Source organism: Terrabacter tumescens (assembly GCF_014646815.1).
In the GTDB taxonomy this organism is placed as follows: domain Bacteria; phylum Actinomycetota; class Actinomycetes; order Actinomycetales; family Dermatophilaceae; genus Terrabacter; species Terrabacter tumescens.
In genome coordinates this window covers 1-12,804 of the sequence record NZ_BMNZ01000008.1, presented here as the reverse complement: position 1 = coordinate 12,804, position 12,804 = coordinate 1, and the positions used below count along the sequence as shown (strand labels likewise).

The following is a 12,804-nucleotide window of genomic DNA, read 5'->3' as shown; positions in this document are numbered from 1 at the left end:
ACCACCACGTCGCCATCAAGGACGCGGTCCGGATGGCCGTCGCCATCGCGAGCGGTCGATCCATGTGGAACAGCTCCCGCTCCGTGGAGGTCAACGTCGGTCAAATCCTGTCGTCAGGCGCTCCGGTCACGGCTCGATCGACCGCTTCGTGTCACATGCGTGCATCGGAGGCTCGCTGCGGGGAGACGTAGGGCTGCCGTGGGGTGGCCGGTTGCCGAGGCATGAGCCGCCGGTAGGTGTCGGCGTAGTAGGGCGCGATCTGTTCGGGCGTGAAGCGTGCGGCGTAGACGCGCCCCGGTGTCGGGTCGGGGACCCCGCGCCCGTGCAGGAGCTCGTCGATGGCGCGGGCGAGCTCTTCGGGGTCCTCGGGCGGGACGAGCACACCGCGGCCCTGCGCCAACGTGACGGGCAGCCCTTCCACGGCGCTGGCAAGGACCGGCACCCCGAGGCCCAGGGCCAGGACGGCACTCTGGGACCAGGCTTCCTCCCGGGAGGGGACGACGTGCAGGCTGGCTCCTGAGATGTAGGAGCCGGGCGAACGCACCCACCCCGGCAGGAGAACCCGATCGGCCAGGCCGAGGGTGCGCGACCGGGCTGTGAGGGACTCGCGCAGGGGACCGTCTCCGAGGAGCAGCGTCACCGGCGGGTCGGGGATCAAGGCCAGTGCCTCGAGCAGGACGTCCACACCCTTCTCGGGGTGGAGGCGCCCGGCGAAGGTCACTCTGGGACTCGGCAGTCCCGGCAGCGGTCGCGCATCGAAGCCGTCGACGATGGAGCGTCCCTCGAGCCGCCGGCTCTGCGGGACGCCGAGTGATTCGGCGAAGCCGCGGGCGGCGGGGCCGTGTGCGAAGAAGGCCGCAAGGCGTCCGGCGGCGGCGCGGGCCTGGGCGACATGGTCGCCGTACGGCCAGGTCATGGCGTTGTGTTCGGAGGCCACGAGCGGAACCCCGTCGGGCACGACCGCGGCCGCCGCCCACCAGGCCCCGAACATGTGGGCGTGGACGAGGTCGGCGTCGGCCAGGCGGGGGCGCAGCCACTGTGCGAAATCGGTCGACGGCACCCATTGCAGGTGTGCGTCCCGAGCGAAGGTCTCGACGGGCACGTCGAAGGCGGCGGCGAGGGCGATCCCTTCGTCGGTGGCGTCGCCGGCGTAGAGGCGGGTGTCGAAGCCCTCAGAGCGCAGGGCGGCAGAAAGCCGCAGCGCGGAGAGCTGGGCCCCGCCACGCTCCAGCACCCCGATGACCCGCGCGATGGTGAGCGGCCGCCGGCCCGCCGAGGTCAAGTCAGCCATGGCTGGTGCCCGGGCCCTCGCCGGCCATCCGGGCCACGGCGACGCCGCCCCGCTCCGGGCTGCGGTCGAAGGGGAGTCCCATCTCTTGCTCCCACCGGCGCAGGACCTCCTGTTCCCCGGGACGATCGGTGTCGTCGAGAACGACGGTGGCGCCCGGGGCAAGCAGGTCTGCGAGGACCGGCAGGGCGGGGTAACGCGCCAAGCCGTGGCCGGTGGCATGAGCGGGCGGGCCGTCCACCAACAACAGGTCGATCGAATCGCCTCCTAGCGCTTCGCGTAGCCCCTGGGCCATGGCCTCCTCGTCATACCAGACCAGGCCGGGCTCAGCGCGGGCGTGCTGTATCAACGGCGCCTGAACGATCGTGACGTTGGCCCCGATGCCTTCGCGATCGAGCTGGTCGCGCACCCACCGGGCCCAGACCGGGTCGTGCTCAACGCTCGCCATGAGGAAGCCACCGGGCGGTGGGCGCTGGTGCATCAGGCGGGGCAGCAGAACGGTGCTGACACCGCTGCCGAGCTCGACGATGCGGCGCCGCTCGTTCAAGACGATGTCGTTGCACACGGTCACGAGCCCGGCGGGTCGCATCGCGCCCGAACTCCACGGCAAGTACGGGCCGGACAGGTCAGCGAGCCCGTGCAGGGCGGCCCCGTCAGAGAAGCCACGACCTGCCGACGTTGAGAAACGGGTCACGGCCACAGGGCCGACCGTAGCGCCTGACGGACCGCACCATCGGCAGGTGCGTCATTGATCTGCATCGTGCCCGCCGAGTGGCACTGCTCGAGGAGTCAACCCATGACATCCAATTCGGCACCCGGGAAGGCGTGCTCGCAAGGCGGCCGCCCGCTCGCGGGGGCGCCGTCAACCGCTCACTGCCACGCTGTCGGCTCGGCAAGTCCAGAACACGAGAGCCGCCCGCTTCGCGGCGGTGTGGGTCGGCCATCAGGGCGGTAAGCGGGGGTGCTGTCGTCGAGAGGCGTGCTTCCGTAGGACGGGTCGGAGACTGTCGTCGGCGGTCCCGCGGCGACGCCCACGCGGCGCGCAGAGGTGGGCGGACGGCATACCCCATCGGTGACGGTCAGGCGCCCATCGCGTTGGGGTCGCGCCAGCGGCGCTCGAACGGCAGGCGCCACGTGAACGGTGCGACGAGCTGGTGGATCTGGTTGGGACCCCACGTGCCCGCGTCGTAGGGGCGCACGATCGGCGGGTTGTCGAGGAGCGGCTGGCTGATCTCCCAGAGGCGCTCGATGCCCTCGGCGGAGGTGAAGAGGGTCCGGTCACCGCGGGCGGCGTCGTAGATGAGGCGCTCGTAGGCCTCGAGCACGGCGCCGGCCCAGTGGGTCTCCTGCATGGAGAACTGCATTGACAGCTTGTCGAGCTTCATGCCGGGACCGGGCCGCTTTCCGTAGAACGACAACGACATCCGGGCCTTGTCGGCGAGGTCGAAGGTCAGGTGGTCAGGCCCGTTGTCGCCGACGCCCGACCCCTCGGGGAACATCGAGCGCGGCGGCTCCTTGAAGGCGATCGAGATGATGCGGGCGCCCTCGGCCAGCCGCTTGCCGGTGCGGAGGTAGAAGGGGACGCCGGCCCAGCGCCAGTTGTCGACGAAGCACTTGAGGGCGACGAACGTCTCGGTCTGGCTCTCGGCCCGGACGCCGGGCTCGTCGCGGTAGCCGACGTACTGCCCGCGCACGACGTCGTGGGGCTCGATCGGCGACATCGACCGGAAGACCTTGTTCTTCTCCTCGCTGATCGCGGCCGGCTCGAGCGCGGTCGGCGGCTCCATGGCGGTGAACGCCAGGACCTGGAAGAGGTGCGTCACGACCATGTCGCGGTAGGCGCCGGTGCTCTCGTAGAAGTCGGCGCGCTGGGCGAGACCGAGCGTCTCGGGCACGTCGATCTGGATGTGGTCGATGTGGTTGCGGTGCCAGATCGGCTCGAAGAGGCCGTTGGCGAAGCGGAAGGCGAGGATGTTCTGCGCCGCCTCCTTGCCGAGGAAGTGGTCGATGCGGAAGATCTGCTCCTCGTCGAAGACCTCGTGCAGCTCGGCGTTGAGCGCCCGCGCGCTCGCGAGGTCGGTGCCGAAGGGCTTCTCCATGATGATGCGGCTGCGCTCGACGAGCCCGGCCTCGGCGAGCTGGTGGACGACCGTCAGCGCGGCCTTGGGCGGCACCGACAGGTAGTGCAGCCGTCGCGCGCCCTCCCCGAGGATCTGCTCGGACTCGTCGACCGCAGCCCGGATGCCTTGTGGCCCAAGGCTGCCCGGCACCCAGTGGATGCGTTCGGCGAACTCGCGCAGATCGTCGTCGGTGACGTCGTGGCTGGAGTGCTCGCGGATCGAGGCGAAGACGAGCTCGAGGAACTCGTCACGGCTCAGCTCGTCGAGCGAGGTCGCGACGACGCGCAGACCCTCGAGCAGCTGCGACTCGTGCAGGTGCAGCATGCCCGGGAGCAGCTTGCGCTTGGCGAGGTCTCCGGTGGCGCCGAAGAGGACGACCGTGGTGGCTGGCATGGGTCCAGCGTGGCGCAGATCGGGCGCCAGCGGGAGGTGCGCCCCCGGTGAGGCTCGATCCCGCCCCGCGCGGTGTGACCGTGTGGGAACCTCAGCCATGGCACCCGAGGCCGCCGACGACGACCTCCCCGGCGAGCACGACCCGGCGGACGTCACCTCGGGACGGCTCGCCCGGCTGCGGTCGCGCGGCGAGGAACGGGCGATGCGATATGCCGCCCGCTACAGCGAGCTCGCCCGCCGCGTCCCGCTGTTGCGGGTCCCCCTCCAGATGGTCTCGCTCTACGTCGCGCGCCAGGGGATGCTGCTCGCCAGCGCCGTCGCCTTCCGGACCTTCCTGTGGCTGCTGCCGCTCGCGCTCGTCGCCGCCGGCGTCCTGGCGGGCATCGGGGTCGCGTCACCCTCAGCAGGCTCGGAGCTGCTGGCCGCGGCCGGGGTGACGGGCACCATCCGTGGCCAGATCACGGCGGCCCTCGTCGAGTCGAGCGGCTCGTGGTGGGTGGCCGTCCTCGTCGGGATCGTGCTGTCGCTGTGGACGACGCGGACGCTGCTGCGCAACCTGGTCATCGTCAACGCGCACCTGTGGGACGCGGCCGTCCCGCGGCGCACGCAGCGAGAGGTGCTCCGCGGCACGCTCGTCTTCGGCGGCGCATGGGTCGCCATCTTCGCGGGCGCTGCGCTCGTCTCGCACGTCGACCGGCTCTTCCCCGGAGGCATCGTCCTGTCGTTCTTCGGCCAGGCGGTGGTCTCGGGCGCCGGCTGGCTCTTCGTCTCCTCCTACCTGCCCGACCGGCGCACCTCGTGGACGGACCTGCTGCCCGGCGCGGCCCTCTTCGGCATCGGGCTGTCCGCGCTGCACCTCGTCAGCCGCGTCCTGCTCCCCGCTCGCATCGAGCACTCGGCCGCCCTCTACGGCTCGCTCGGCGTCGCCGGTGCGGTCCTGCTCTGGCTGCTCATCGCGGGCCAGCTCATCGTCGGCTGCGCCATCCTCAACCGGGTGGTGCTGCGGCACCGCGACCCGACCTTCGACACCGAGGCCGCGGCGCGCGCGGAACATTCCGCGGAGACAGGCGCCTGAGGGGGCCGAGCGCCCTATGCTCGGCCCATGCTCATCATCGGCATGATCCTCTTCGGCATGCTCATCGGCGCCGCAGCCCAGCTCATCCTGGGTCGCGAGGGCAAGAGCATCGACTGGACGATGGCGATCGTCGCGGGCCTCGTCGGCTCGTTCGTCGGTGGCCTGCTCGCGAGCCTCCTCGCGGGCGACGGCATCCAGCTGCGGCCCAGCGGCATCATCGGCTCCATCGTCGGGGCCGTGATCGTCACCGCGGCGTGGCGCTGGAGCCGCACCCGCAGCGTCACCCGCTGACGCCGACCACCTCGAGGCGGATGGCCTCGAGCGCCTCGCTGAGCTGACGCGCGCCCACGGCGAGGTTGAAGGGCAGCGAGATCCCGTCAGGCGCGGGTGAGGCGAGGGGGTGGAGGCGCGAGAGCCGGTCGCCGGCATTGCTGCGCCCAGTCGCCCACTCGGTGACCGAGGCCTCGTCGACGAGGACGGTGGCCAGCAGGTGGCTATTGGGGCCGTGGCCCTCGTAACGGCTCGTGCTGAAGCCGGAGATGACGGTCCACGGGACGCAGCCGCCCTGGACGTGCACGCCCTCTGAGTCAACGACCACCGGCGGCCGTGAGGGACGTGCCAGCGCCAGGCCGAGAGTCAGGACCAAGAGGCCGAGGGCGGCTGTGACGAGGCCGATGACGACGCCGATGACGCCGCTCGCCGGCTTGCCGGTGCCGGCGGAGATGACGTGGATCCCGCCGCCGATGAGCACGAGCCCGCACGCGAGCAGAGCGAGTCCGAGCGTCCAGTAGAGGGCGATCCTCAGCCGGCTGAAGCCGACCTCCACGCGCCCCTTGCGCCGGAAGGTCTCCACGAGACGACGGGCCTGGGCTCCCCTGAGTGCCGTCACCGGCGCGATTGTGCCGCACGGCGGCCGGCCCCGCGTCAGAGGGCCTCGACCCGCACCCGTCCGCGGACGACCGCCCACCGGTGGGTGAGTCGTATGCCGTCCAGCAGGCTCTCGTCGTGGCTGACGACGAGCACGGTCCCCCCGAAGGCCGCCACGGCGGCCTCGAGCTGCTCGATGGCGTCGACGTCCAGGTGGTTCGTCGGCTCGTCGAGCACGAGGACGTTGACCTCCCGGCCCTGGAAGAGCGCCATGAGGGCACGGGTCCGCTCGCCCATCGACAGGCTCCGCGCCGGCCGAGACACGTGCTCGGAGCCGAGCCCGAACTTCGCGAGCAGGGTGCGCACCTCGGCGATCGGCCACTCGCGGGAGGTCTTCGGGTCGGGGCCGAGCTCGCGGCGCACGACGTCGAGGACCGTCGCGTCGTCGTCGAGCAGGTGGCGCCGCTGGTCGATGACGCCGACGGCGACGCGGGTGCCCAGGGACTGCCGGCCCGACGTGAGCGGGAGCCGGCCGAGGAGCGCGCCGAGCAGGGTCGTCTTGCCCGAGCCGTTGTCACCGACGAGGGCGATCCGGTCGCCCCGGCCGACGGTGAGGCTGACCGGGCCCAGCCGGAAGTCGTGCCGTTCGACGACCGCGTCGGACAGGGTCGCCACGACGTCGGCGGACGGGCGGCCCTCGGTGATGGCGTAGCGCAGCTGCCACTCCTTGCGCGGCTGCTCCACGGCGTCGAGCCGGTCGGCGGCCCGCTCGAGCCGACCACCCCTCGCGGCCTGCCGGTCGGCCCGCGCCTTGTGCTTCTCGCGGATGTGCTTGTCCGGCTCCTTGCCGAGGGCGACGTTGCGTCGGCCCTTGTCGGCCCAGTCGTGGCGCTGCCGGGACTGCGCGAGCAGCGAGTCTCGCTCCGCGGCATACCCCTCGTACGCCTCCCACGCGTGGGCACGGGCGACCGCGCGCTGCGCGACGAAGCTGCTCCAGCCGCCGGTGTAGTGGCCGATGCGCTGCTGCTTGACGTCGAGCTCGACGACGCTCGTGGCCACCGCGTCGAGGAAGGTGCGGTCGTGGCTGGCGATGAGGATCGGGCCCTCGTGGGCAGCGACGAAGTCGGCCATCAGGGTGAGACCCCGGGCGTCGAGGTCGTTGGTCGGCTCGTCGAGCAGGAGCACGTCGTACTGGCTGAGCAGCACGGCGACGAGGCAGGCGCGAGCGGCCTGGCCGCCCGACAAGGTGCCGAGAGGCCGCTCCGGATCGACGTGGAGCCCGACGCGGGCGGCCACCTCGGGCAGCCGCTCGTCGAGGTCGGCGGCGCCGAGGGCGAGCCAGCGCTCGAGCGCCGCGGCGTAGCGGTCCTCGCTGCCCTCCTCGCCGGCGGCGATCGCTGCGGACGCCGCCTCGAGCTCGGCGTCGGCGGCCAGGACGCCGGTGCGGCGACGCGCATACGCCAGCAGCGTCTCGGACGGGTCGGGCACGACCTGCGGCAGCCAGCCGATCGTCGCGTCGCGCGGCGCGAGCTGGATCGTGCCGGCCTCGACGGGCAGGTCGCCGACGACGGTGCGCATCAGCGTCGACTTGCCCGAGCCGTTGGGGCCGACGACGGCCGTGACGTCGCCGTCGGCGAGGGTCAGGTCGAGGCCGGAGAAGAGGGTGCGGGCACCGAAGGCGACGTCGAGCCCGGAGATGGTGAGGGTGGAAGACATGTGGGGTCCTTGATGGTCAGCAGGGCCCCGCGGCGTGACCTCAACCGTTCATCGGGAGGAAGCGCGCGGGCGGGCTCGAGGCATCAGGAGATCCACACGGGAGAGACCGTAAGGGGCGCAACCCCGCCGCGTCCACCGACTTTCCGCCGCCACCCCCGCGCGAAGAACCCCCGCCTGCCCCACCGAACGCAGCGTTCGGTGGCGAAAGCTGTGTTCTAACACTGAGTTCGAGACCGAACGCTGCGTTCGGTGCGAGAAGAGGGGGGAGGGGCTGGTGCCCGCGCGGCCTCAGGCGAGGGCGGCGTCGTGGACGACGATGGCGATCTGCACGCGGTTGTCGGCGCCGAGCTTGTCGAGCACGCGCGACACGTGGGCCTTGACGGTCGGCACCGAGAGGTAGAGCTCGCGGGAGATGTCGGCGTTGGACAGGCCGCGCCCGATGGCGAGGGCGACCTCGCGCTCCCGGTCGGTCAGCGTGGCGAGGAGGGTCTCCGCCCCGGTGCGCCTGTGGTCGCCGGCATCGACGGCGACGCCGCCGGTCGCGACGTGGGCGATGAGGGTTGCGGTGACGCTGGGGGAGAGGATGGGCTCGCCCGCTGCGACGAGCTGCACGGCCTCGACGAGCCGGCGCGGCTCGGTGTCCTTGAGCAGGAAGCCGTGCGCGCCCGCCCGGAGCGCCTGCACGACCATGTCGTCGGCGTCGAACGTCGTCAGCACGATGACCTTGAGGTCGTCGCCGCGAGCCGCGCGCACGGCCCGGGCGGCCTCGGACAGAAGCGATCTCGTCGTCTCGAGCCCGTCACGCCGCGGCATGCGGATGTCCATGAGGACGACGTCGGGCCGGTGCTCGTCGACGACCCGCTCGCCGTCGATGCCGTCGCCGGCCTCGGCGACCACCTCGAGGTCCGGCGCGCCGCCGAGGATCATCCTCAGCCCGGCGCGCACGAGCGCGTCGTCGTCGACGATGACGACCCGCGTGCGCCCCTGGTCCCCGTTCATCGCGACCACGGTAGCCGAGCCGTGAGGACGAAATCGCCTGCCCGGTCAGGGCCGTAGGTCAGCTCGCCACCGGCGAGGACGGCGCGCTCGGTGAGCCCGAGCAGTCCCAGCCCGGCGCCGACGGTCGGAGCCCGGCGTATGCCGTCCGCTGCGTCGGTGCCCCCGCGCGGCACCGCGTTGCGCACCGTGACCTGCACCGCCTCGTCGTCGAGCCCGCGCTCGGGAGCCGTCGAGACGGTGACGCGGACCGCCGCACCGGGGGCGTGCTTGCGGGCGTTGGTCAGGCCCTCCTGCACGATGCGGTAGGCGCTGCGCGAGACCTGCTCGGGCACGGCGTCGAGGTCGCCCGCACGGTCGAGCAGCACCGTCGCGCCACCCGAGCGGGCCTCTGCCACAAGGGCGTCGAGGTCGCCGAGCGTCGGTTGCGGCGCCTCGGGCGAGCCGTCCTCCGAGGCCCCGGCGCCCGGCACGTCGCGGAGCACCCCGAGGACGGCCCGCAGCTCGGTCAGGGCCTGGTTGGCGCTCTCGCGGACGATCTCGGCCGTCTCGGCGACCTGCTCCGGAGCGAGGTCGGTGCGATAGGCGAGGGCCCCGGAGTGCATGGCCACCAACGAGATCCGGTGCGCGAGCACGTCGTGCATCTCGCGAGCGATGCGAGCCCGCTCGGCCACCTGCGCCTGCACGACCCGCATGGCCTGCTCGCGCTCCGCGGTCAGGGCGCGGTCGTGCAGCGAGGCGACGAAGGCCCGGCGCTCGCCGACGGCCCACCCGATGGAGACGCCCACGGCGAGGGTGAGCAGCCCGATGATGATGTTGGGCAGCGTGATCGCCTCGGGCTCGGTCGGGTAGACGAGGGAGTGCGACACCCCGGCGAGCATCCACGGCACGGCGACGACCGCGATCTCGCGCCAGCGCTGCCGCGTCGAGAGCGACACGAGCGCGACGAGGGACGCCCCGACGCTGACCGACGAGACGCCGGAGAGCACCGTCGTGACGAGGGCCACGGCGAGCGGCCACCGCCGGCGCCACAGCAGCAGGACGGTCGAGCCGACCCCGAGGGCGAGGTCCACGAGGAGCCAGTCCTTGCCGAACGTCGGGTCGACGCCACGCTGGTCGAGCTGCGCCTGCACGACGCCCCAGATCGCGAGCCCGAAGAGGAAACCGACGCCGAGCCGCCACGACTCGCCCCACACGTGACCGCGTCGGGTGCGGGCGATCCTGGGCAGCGGCACTCCGCCAGCCTAGGCGCGGGCGGCGGGTGACGGCATACGACCAAGGTCTGCTCCTGCACCCGCGCAGGGGGCCGACCCTGAGCACGGACCCTGACTCCGGTCAGGGTCGGCTACGACCTAGGTAGGGGTCGGAATCAGGCTTGTGACGGATGTGCGACCCCACCCCGGCCCGGGAGGGTGGAGCCCATGATCACAGTGGAACGACTCACCAAGCGCTACGGCCCCTTCACGGCCGTCGACGACGTCTCCTTCGACGTCAAGCCGGGCCTCGTCACCGGCTTCCTCGGCCCCAACGGTGCCGGCAAGACCACCGCCATGCGTGTCATGGCCGGCCTGACGCCCGCCACGTCGGGCCGGGCCACGGTGCTCGGCAAGCCGTATGCCGCCCTGCCGAACCCGGGCCGCCACGTCGGCCTGCTGCTCGACGCCTCCGCGCAGCACGCCGGTCGCACCGGCCGCGAGGTGCTGACCCTCGGCGCGATCCTCATGGGTGTCGGCAGGCACCGCGTCGACGAGATGGTCGAGCTCGTCGGCCTCACCGAGAAGGAGGCGAACCGCCGGGTCCGCAACTACTCCCTCGGCATGCGCCAGCGCCTCGGCATCGCCCACGCGCTGCTCGGCGACCCCGAGGTGCTCATCCTCGACGAGCCGGCCAACGGCCTCGACCCGGCGGGCATCCGCTGGATGCGCGACCTGCTGCGCGGCTACGCCAACGAGGGCGGCACGGTGCTGCTCAGCTCGCACCTGCTCAACGAGATCGAGCGCGTCGCCGACGAGATCATCGTCATCGGCCACGGCAAGATCGTCGCCCAGGGCACCAAGGACGAGCTGCTCGCGGGCGCAGGGACGTTCACCCGCTCCACCGACGACGACGCCCTCATGGCCGCACTGGCCGAGCAGTCGATCGTCGCGCAGCGCACGCCCACCGGCGGCCTGCAGGTCGAGGCCGAGCCGATCGCCGTCGGCCGCGTCGCGGTCGCCCACCAGATCGTCCTGACCGAGCTGCGCGGCGCCGACAGCCGGGGTCTCGAGGAGATGTTCCTCGACCTCACGGCCGACGCCGCCCGAGAGGAGGTGGCGGCATGACCACCGCGACCACAACCGCTGCGCCCACGGCGGCCGTCTCCAAGAACGCCGAGTCGGCGCTGCCGACCCATGCCAAGGTGCCGAGCCGCATCGACGGCCCGCGCCCGACGACCGGGGTGCCCTTCGGACGGCTCATCCACGTCGAGCTGCGCAAGATGCTCGACACCCGCGCCGGCCGCTGGCTCATCATCGGCATCGGCGCGATCATCGCGATCGCGCTGACGATCATGTTCTTCAACGAGGGCGGCCAGCACGCCTTCGGCGAGTACCTCCAGGCCACGACGATGCCGATGGCGCTCATCCTCCCGGTCGTCGGCATCCTCGCCGTGACGTCCGAGTGGAGCCAGCGCACCGGCCTCGTCACCTTCGGTCTCGAGCCGCGCCGCATGCGCATCGCGTGGGCCAAGCTGCTGTCGGCGCTCGTCGTCGGCGTCTGCGCCTTCGCGCTGGCGCTCGTCCTCGCCGGCATCGCCCATCAGGCCGCGATCACCTTCCGCGGGATCCAGGGTGACTGGTCGACCGATGCACTCGTGCTCCTCGGCGCCGGCGGCTACGTGCTGCTCGGCATCGCCCAGGGCGTCGGCTTCGGCATGCTCTTCAAGAACACGCCGGCCGCGGTCGTCGTCTTCTTCGTCCTGCCGACCGCGTGGTCGATCCTCGGCTCGATGGTCTCGTGGCTGCGCGACGCCGCCACCTGGCTCGACATGAACCAGACGATGCAGCCGCTCTTCGAGGGCTCGCTGACCGGCCAGCAGTGGGCGCACCTCGCCACCTCGGTCGGCCTCTGGGTCGTCGCACCCCTCGCCGTCGGCATCTGGCGCCTCACCCGCGCCGAGGTGAAGTAGCCGGCACCACGAACGAGAGGTATGCCGTGTGCCTGACGGGGGCACACGGCATACCTCTTCGTGTTGTTCGGGTCGAAAACCCTTGTCAGTGAGCGGCGTTCGTCGCCGACTCGACGATGGGCTCCTCGACGACCTTGGCGTCGTCGGCGTCGCCGCCCGGGTTCTCGGCGCCGAGCCCGGCGCGGACGAGCTCCTCGATCTGCTTACCCGTCTCGGTGTCGACGCTCTTCCAGTAGTCGAAGGCGCGCAGCGTGTAGGCCTGGCGCACCATGGCGCCGTCGGTCTCCCAGCCCTCCTCGACCTCGCCGACGTTGTCGGCGTAGCCGCGGTCCTCGCTGTTGGGGGCGTAGACGGGGGCGTCGCCGCGGTGGTCGTAGGCCATCGGTCCGTCCTGCGTGTAGGTGTTGACGTGCGTGCTTTCGCTCAGGCCTGCTCCTTCGACGTCTGAGTAGGGGCCAGACCCACTGGGCCGCCATCGGCTGGGAACGCGCCTAGAGTCGGCGTGTGCGAGGGATCCGGGGCGCGGTCGTGGCGCTGCTCGCCGTCGTCCCGGCGTCGGTCGTGGCGTCGGTCGCGGGCGGGTGCACGGCCGGCGTCACCGTGCCCGTCGCGCCCACGGAGGTCCGGTCCGTGTCGACCCCCACCCCCGACGTCTCCCTGACGCCCATCGACCCCGGGCCGCTGCCGGTCGTCACGGTGCCTGCGCCCGTGGCCGGTGAGGTGGCGCGCGTCGTCGTGACGAAGCAGGGCGCGGGCAAGGCGTTCCGCAACGTGCCCGGCGTGCCGGTGGCCGAGGGCCGGACCTACACCGTCGAGGTCGCGTGCGCGGCGGGCCGCCCGTCGACCGGCACGAGCTATGCCGTCTACGACGCGGCGCCCGGCACGTGGGGCCACGGTGAGCCGCTCTACTCCCGTCCGTTCACCTGCGACGGCGCCGTCCAGCGGACCGTCCACCTCGGCCTGCCGGCAGGCAAGGTCCAGATCGACGTCCGCGGCCTCCCCGGGGACGCCGTGACGGCATACGCCCTCATCCGCCCCGAGTAGGGCCCGACTAGTCGAGTGAGCGCCCCGTCCCACTCGAGTGAGCGCCCCGCCCCACGTGTCGGGGGCGGTTTCAGGGCGTGTGCGCAACGGTGAGTAGTTCGTTGAGTTTATGGGCGGGGGTGTGGAAGCCGAGGGTGGC

Annotated in this window: 13 protein-coding genes; 5 read left to right on the top strand and 8 right to left on the bottom strand. The window is 72.2% G+C overall.

From position 1 onward, the window contains the following. Positions 1 to 151 precede the first annotated feature (151 nt). The 3 genes from IEY30_RS18360 to zwf all read right to left on the bottom strand — a co-directional run bounded on the left by IEY30_RS18360 (position 152) and on the right by zwf (position 3,801). Complete coding sequence (locus IEY30_RS18360) at positions 152 to 1,291, bottom strand: glycosyltransferase (RefSeq protein WP_030202677.1); 1,140 nt, start codon at positions 1,289 to 1,291, stop codon at positions 152 to 154. Continuing rightward, a complete protein-coding gene (locus tag IEY30_RS18355) occupies positions 1,284 to 1,988 on the bottom strand; it encodes a class I SAM-dependent methyltransferase (protein ID WP_052358957.1) in 705 nt (234 codons plus the stop codon). Before IEY30_RS18355 ends, IEY30_RS18360 begins: the two co-directional genes overlap by 8 nt. Before the next feature lie 379 nt (positions 1,989 to 2,367). Continuing rightward, entirely contained in the window at positions 2,368 to 3,801 is a 1,434-nt protein-coding gene (gene zwf / locus IEY30_RS18350; RefSeq protein WP_030202680.1) for a glucose-6-phosphate dehydrogenase, read from the bottom strand. A gap of 97 nt (positions 3,802 to 3,898) precedes the next feature. On the opposite strand from zwf, the gene IEY30_RS18345 reads away from it, so the two are divergent. Both IEY30_RS18345 and IEY30_RS18340 read left to right on the top strand, forming a co-directional pair. Continuing rightward, positions 3,899 to 4,876: a YihY/virulence factor BrkB family protein gene (locus IEY30_RS18345; RefSeq protein WP_030202682.1), complete on the top strand. Its 978-nt coding sequence runs from the start codon at positions 3,899 to 3,901 to the stop codon at positions 4,874 to 4,876. Positions 4,877 to 4,903: 27 nt separating this feature from the next. Then, positions 4,904 to 5,167 (top strand): GlsB/YeaQ/YmgE family stress response membrane protein, encoded by a 264-nt coding sequence (locus tag IEY30_RS18340; RefSeq protein WP_030202684.1) that lies wholly within the window; start codon positions 4,904 to 4,906, stop codon positions 5,165 to 5,167. Here the strand turns inward: IEY30_RS18340 and IEY30_RS18335 are convergent. From IEY30_RS18335 to IEY30_RS18320, 4 genes are all read right to left on the bottom strand, one after another. After that, the gene (locus tag IEY30_RS18335) at positions 5,157 to 5,765 is read right to left on the bottom strand and encodes a hypothetical protein (RefSeq protein WP_156035473.1); all 609 of its coding nucleotides are present in this window, start codon (positions 5,763 to 5,765) and stop codon (positions 5,157 to 5,159) included. The two genes, IEY30_RS18340 and IEY30_RS18335, sit on opposite strands and share 11 nt — an antisense overlap. Positions 5,766 to 5,800: 35 nt before the next feature. Then, a complete protein-coding gene (locus tag IEY30_RS18330; RefSeq protein ID WP_030202687.1) occupies positions 5,801 to 7,459 on the bottom strand; it encodes an ABC-F family ATP-binding cassette domain-containing protein in 1,659 nt (552 codons plus the stop codon). A 288-nt stretch (positions 7,460 to 7,747) separates the two neighbouring features. Continuing rightward, positions 7,748 to 8,458 carry a response regulator gene (locus IEY30_RS18325; protein ID WP_030202688.1) on the bottom strand — a complete coding sequence of 237 codons (711 nt, stop codon included), beginning with the start codon at positions 8,456 to 8,458 and terminating at the stop codon, positions 7,748 to 7,750. Continuing rightward, complete coding sequence (locus tag IEY30_RS18320; protein ID WP_156035474.1) at positions 8,455 to 9,690, bottom strand: sensor histidine kinase; 1,236 nt, start codon at positions 9,688 to 9,690, stop codon at positions 8,455 to 8,457. Before IEY30_RS18320 ends, IEY30_RS18325 begins: the two co-directional genes overlap by 4 nt. A 186-nt stretch (positions 9,691 to 9,876) precedes the next feature. Here IEY30_RS18320 and IEY30_RS18315 point away from each other — a divergent pair, with 186 nt between their 5' ends. Beyond that, entirely contained in the window at positions 9,877 to 10,776 is a 900-nt protein-coding gene (locus IEY30_RS18315) for an ABC transporter ATP-binding protein (protein ID WP_030202693.1), read from the top strand. Next, positions 10,773 to 11,621: an ABC-2 transporter permease gene (locus IEY30_RS18310; protein ID WP_052358961.1), complete on the top strand. Its 849-nt coding sequence runs from the start codon at positions 10,773 to 10,775 to the stop codon at positions 11,619 to 11,621. The genes IEY30_RS18315 and IEY30_RS18310 overlap by 4 nt, the downstream gene beginning before the upstream one ends. 85 nt (positions 11,622 to 11,706) lie before the next feature. Here IEY30_RS18310 and IEY30_RS18305 read toward each other — a convergent pair whose 3' ends face one another. Continuing rightward, positions 11,707 to 12,003, bottom strand: a complete 297-nt coding sequence (locus IEY30_RS18305; RefSeq protein WP_030202697.1) for a hypothetical protein — start codon at positions 12,001 to 12,003, stop codon at positions 11,707 to 11,709. 122 nt (positions 12,004 to 12,125) lie between these two features. On the opposite strand from IEY30_RS18305, the gene IEY30_RS18300 reads away from it, so the two are divergent. After that, positions 12,126 to 12,665, top strand: a complete 540-nt coding sequence (locus IEY30_RS18300; protein WP_156035476.1) for a hypothetical protein — start codon at positions 12,126 to 12,128, stop codon at positions 12,663 to 12,665. Positions 12,666 to 12,804: the final 139 nt, after the last annotated feature.